The organism is Klebsiella sp. MS 92-3, assembly GCF_000195655.1.
In the GTDB taxonomy this organism is placed as follows: domain Bacteria; phylum Pseudomonadota; class Gammaproteobacteria; order Enterobacterales; family Enterobacteriaceae; genus Klebsiella; species Klebsiella pneumoniae.
In genome coordinates, this window is record NZ_GL882872.1 from 65743 (window position 1) to 68615 (window position 2873).

Genomic DNA, 2873 nt, shown 5'->3' on the forward strand with positions numbered 1-2873 from the left:
GGCCCGCCGCGGCGTCGACGCGGTGATCGACGCCGTGGGCTTCGAGGCGAAAGGTAGCCTTACGGAAACCGTCCTCAGCACCCTGAAAATCGAGGGGAGCAGCGGAAAAGCCCTGCGCCAGTGCATCGCCGCCGTGCGCCGCGGCGGCATCGTCAGCGTACCCGGGGTTTACGCCGGTTTCATCCACGGCTTTATGTTTGGCGATGCCTTTGATAAAGGACTGACCTTCAGGATGGGACAAACCCACGTCCACGCCTGGCTGCCGGATCTGCTGGCGCTTATTGAGCAAGGGCTGCTTACCCCGGAGGAGATTGTCACTCACCATATGCCGCTGGAGGAGGCCGCGCGCGGCTATCAGATCTTTGAGAAACGTGAAGAGGCGTGCCGCAAAGTGATCCTCGTACCGGGAATGCAGCCCGGGAAGGCGACCCTCTGAGAAGGCGATTACCGCGCAAGGAAATTCTCGGCGGACCGATCGCGGCATGATATAAACATAGCGTGCTTTGGCCCGCCGTCGCTGATATAGCCGTTCACCAGAGGAGAAGTTGATGCTCGAGTTACGTCCGAATTGCGAATGCTGTGATAAAGATCTGCCGCCAGACTCACCCGAGGCGTTTATCTGTTCATTCGAGTGCACCTTTTGCCGGGACTGCATGACGACGCGACTGAACGGACATTGCCCGAACTGCGGCGGCGAACTGGTGCGGCGCCCTGTGCGTCCCGAAGAGGCGCTGCGGCGCCACCCCGCCTCCACCCTGCGCCGCCATGCACAGTAGGCGAGACGCAGGTCTCCCGGCTAAGGTAAAAATCCACGCCCGAGGAGAGCGCGGAGCCTGAAGGCGTGACCGGTGGCAGACAACGTGCTCTTTCGATTATCGCCCGGCGGCGCTTCGCTAGTCCGGGCGAGCGTTTCCGGGTTCATATTCTGCATGTCAGTAAAACGGCTTTCCCGCCCGTACTGCCCGTCGGCGATCGCTTTCATCGATAGCCGCAGCCGTCAGGGTTTATCCCCCCACATCGCGATTTCACTAAAACTCAGCCAGCCCTGTGCGCTCAGGCTGCCGTATCGCATGGCTGGCGTTCTTTTTTATTCACCATCGCAAAAACGCTTGGGAGCATTTCCGTTGCAATCGTTGATCTCCTGCCAGGCATATTTCGCTGCACACCGAAGCTTCCTGCTCTGACCGTCAGTAGACTGCCGGGAAATTCACCACGGAGCAGACTTATGATTGCGGTACTTTTTGAGGCCGACGCCTTACCACAAGCACAGGAAAGATATCTTCAGCTGGCGGCCGGGCTGACGCCTTTGCTTTCAGACACGCCGGGGTTTATTGCCATTGAGCGCTTTCAGAGCCTGAGTACGCCCGGCAAAATCCTCTCGCTATCCTGGTGGGAAGATGAAGCCTCGGTGGCCAACTGGCAGCAAAATGAGCGGCATCTGGCTGCCCAGCGCGAAGGCAAAGCATCGATTTTTTCATATTACAGAATACGCGTAGCCCGCGTGTTCCGGGATTACGCATCGGATCGGGGAGCACAGTCAGATGTATGACATTCACGTGATTCTCAGCAACTCGCCGGGCTCGCTTGGCGCAATGGGTATGGCGCTGGGTAACAACGGCGTGGGGCTCGAAGGCGGTGGCGTATTCACCACGCCTGATGCCGGACATGCGCATTTTCTGGTGGAAGACGGTGAGAAAGCCCGCAGGGTGCTGACCGAGGCCGGCTTTACGGTCAGCAATGTATGCCGTCCTCTGATACGAAAGTTACCTCAGGAACGTCCTGGGGAACTGGGAGACATCGCGGACACCCTGGCCCATAATGGTATTAATATTCTGGTACAGTACAGCGACCACCGTAACCGGCTCATTCTCCTTACCGATGATGACGCCCGGGCAGCGGAAGTGACCAAAAAATGGGCCATACTTTCTGAATGAATCTCCTGAAACCGCAGCAAGACAGTGAGCCAGAGGAGGCGCTGGAAACAGCTATGGCGATGGTGGCCTCCGCCCTCTCTGACTCGTCAAGGGTCAGTATTCTCTGCGCGCTGATGGACGGGCGCGCATGGACGGCAACCGAACTCAGTACGGTCGCCGAGGTGTCCGCCTCCACCACCAGCGGCCATCTTGCCCGGCTGCTCAGCAACGGACTGGTGGTGTGTCTCGCGCAGGGGCGCCACCGCTATTACCGCCTGGCGGGCTCGCATATTGCCGGGCTGCTGGAAAACCTGATGGGCGTCTCTATGCAAGCGCATAAGACGCTTCTCCCCAGCACGCCGGTTAATCTTCGCTACGCCCGGACCTGCTACGATCATCTGGCGGGCGAGCTGGCGGTCAATATTTATGAATTTATGCTGAGGGAAAAATGGCTGGCGGCAGATGGCCTGGCCCTGACGTCAGCCGGTAAAACCCAGCTTGAACGCCTTGGCGCAGTACTGAACGCCCGCCCACGGCGTAAGCCTTGCTGCCCCTGTCTCGACTGGAGCGAAAGACGTTTTCATCTGGGAGGCGACGCCGGCTCGGCGCTAATGACGCTGTTCCTGCAAAAAGGATGGATAACGCGCGCGCCGGGATATCGGGAAGTACAAGTGACGGATAGCGGCAGAGCGGCGCTGTCCCGGCTGTTTAATCTGAAAGTGAGCGGATAGCCTGAGTTTAGGCTACAGCACATTTTCGCCGAACGGCACCGGTTTAAGCCGGTCGGGCCATCAGTATGACGCCTGGCGTGCAATCCGTTTTCATGCGAGCTCTTACGGCAAATGGATCTCTCCCTGTCATGAGGTATATAGCTTTGTTGAACGTTGCGCTGCGGGACATTCGCCATCGCCTAATGCTTCAAGCGTCCGGCAGAATAATTGCCTGAAGGCGAAAAAAAAC

Annotated in this window: 5 protein-coding genes and 2 pseudogenes; 6 read left to right on the forward strand and 1 reads right to left on the reverse strand. The window is 58.4% G+C overall.

The features are described 5' to 3' along the window. Both HMPREF9538_RS30855 and HMPREF9538_RS0128650 read left to right on the forward strand, forming a co-directional pair. Nucleotides 1-436 (forward strand): annotated as a pseudogene (locus HMPREF9538_RS30855) (glutathione-dependent formaldehyde dehydrogenase); the annotation flags it as partial. Nucleotides 437-548: 112 nt separating this feature from the next. Beyond that, the gene (locus tag HMPREF9538_RS0128650) at nucleotides 549-776 is read left to right on the forward strand and encodes a DUF1272 domain-containing protein (protein ID WP_004140530.1); all 228 of its coding nucleotides are present in this window, start codon (nucleotides 549-551) and stop codon (nucleotides 774-776) included. Nucleotides 777-796: 20 nt separating this feature from the next. On the opposite strand, the gene HMPREF9538_RS33265 is transcribed toward HMPREF9538_RS0128650, so the two are convergent. Next, nucleotides 797-982 carry a hypothetical protein gene (locus HMPREF9538_RS33265; RefSeq protein ID WP_004140532.1) on the reverse strand — a complete coding sequence of 62 codons (186 nt, stop codon included), beginning with the start codon at nucleotides 980-982 and terminating at the stop codon, nucleotides 797-799. On the opposite strand from HMPREF9538_RS33265, the pseudogene HMPREF9538_RS31970 reads away from it, so the two are divergent. The 4 genes and pseudogenes from HMPREF9538_RS31970 to HMPREF9538_RS00325 all read left to right on the forward strand — a co-directional run. Then, nucleotides 930-1103: pseudogene (locus HMPREF9538_RS31970) on the forward strand (hypothetical protein); the annotation flags it as partial. The gene HMPREF9538_RS33265 and the pseudogene HMPREF9538_RS31970 sit on opposite strands and share 53 nt — an antisense overlap. Before the next feature lie 122 nt (nucleotides 1104-1225). Further along, nucleotides 1226-1549 (forward strand): antibiotic biosynthesis monooxygenase family protein, encoded by a 324-nt coding sequence (locus HMPREF9538_RS00335; RefSeq protein ID WP_004150797.1) that lies wholly within the window; start codon nucleotides 1226-1228, stop codon nucleotides 1547-1549. Beyond that, the gene (locus tag HMPREF9538_RS00330; RefSeq protein ID WP_004190914.1) at nucleotides 1542-1934 is read left to right on the forward strand and encodes a hypothetical protein; all 393 of its coding nucleotides are present in this window, start codon (nucleotides 1542-1544) and stop codon (nucleotides 1932-1934) included. Before HMPREF9538_RS00335 ends, HMPREF9538_RS00330 begins: the two co-directional genes overlap by 8 nt. Beyond that, entirely contained in the window at nucleotides 1931-2644 is a 714-nt protein-coding gene (locus HMPREF9538_RS00325) for an ArsR/SmtB family transcription factor (RefSeq protein ID WP_004140538.1), read from the forward strand. Before HMPREF9538_RS00330 ends, HMPREF9538_RS00325 begins: the two co-directional genes overlap by 4 nt. Nucleotides 2645-2873 lie beyond the last annotated feature (229 nt).